This window comes from Streptococcus oralis (assembly GCF_001578945.1).
GTDB lineage: Bacteria > Bacillota > Bacilli > Lactobacillales > Streptococcaceae > Streptococcus > Streptococcus oralis_Q.
In genome coordinates, this window is the sequence record NZ_KQ969569.1 from 1 (window position 1) to 1,185 (window position 1,185).

Here is a 1,185-nt window from a genome sequence, read left to right on the forward strand (position 1 = left end):
ATGCCAACGGTCATAGCACTCACTATGTCAATGACCTTTATGGTCGTGTGACCAAACGCACCTTACCAAATGAGGCAGCATACACCTATGCCTATGATGCCTTGGGACGTCTCACCAAGCAAACAGGTCCACAGGGGCTATCAAAAACCTATAGCTATGATGTATCTGGGAACTTGGTGCAAGAGACAGACCAATCCGACCGAAGCAATCACTATAGCTATGACAAGGTTGGCCGCCTCTTAACGGCTAAGAACGCCCTTGACCTTGAAACCAAGTATAGCTACGATGAAGCGGGAAATCTAGCCAAACTGACCAAGCCATCCGGTGCCACAACCACTTTTGACTACACGACCCTTGATCAACTAAAAACGATCAAAACGCCAACTGGTCGAACAGTGGAGTCAAGCTATGACCCAGTCGGTCAGGTGACCAAACGAACCATCAATGGTAAGCGCGAAACGACCTATACCTATGACCCGAATGGCAATCTCCTTGAGGAGACGAATCCCCTCGGTCAGGTAACCAAACGAACCTATGATAGCCTTAATCGCCTCACCTCAGAAAGCGACGCGGCAGGCCAGTGGACTAAGTATGGCTATGACCACGATAACCATCTCACGAAGATCACAGATGAGGCTGGTGGCGTCGCAAGCATGACCTATGATGCCAATGGCAACCTCACCAGTGTCACATCCGGAAGCAAGCGCGTCAAGACCTACACCTATGACCTAAAGGATCAGTTGCTTACAGCGACACAAGGAAGTGGAGAAAAGGCTTCTACCTCTAGCTATACCTACGACAGTGTGGGCAATGTCACTTCGGTCACGAATGGCAGTGGCAAGGTCACAAGCTACAGCTATGACCAGCTGTCCAATCTAGTGGAGCGCATGACCAGTCTTGGAGATAAGGAGACCTATACCTACAATGTCAATAACCAGCTCGAAAAAGTAACCAAGTCCGATGGGAAAACCATCAGCTATAACTACAACAAGCTGGATCAACTGCTCAAGGTGGAGTACTCTGAAAAGCAAGAGGGTTAAGTCCTCTATACCTATGATGCGGATGGTCGTCGGGTGTCTATGAGTGACCTGACAGGAACTAGTCAGTACGCGACCAACGAAGAAGGCGAGATCACGGGTGTTCGTCAGGGAGATGGTAGCCTGATCCAGTACGAGTATGATGCCT

Annotated in this window: 1 pseudogene; it reads left to right on the forward strand. The window is 49.5% G+C overall.

Annotation, left to right across the window (positions count from 1 at the left end):
- Window positions 1–1,040 (forward strand): annotated as a pseudogene (locus tag SORDD16_RS09725) (hypothetical protein); the annotation flags it as partial.
- Window positions 1,041–1,185: the final 145 nt, after the last annotated feature.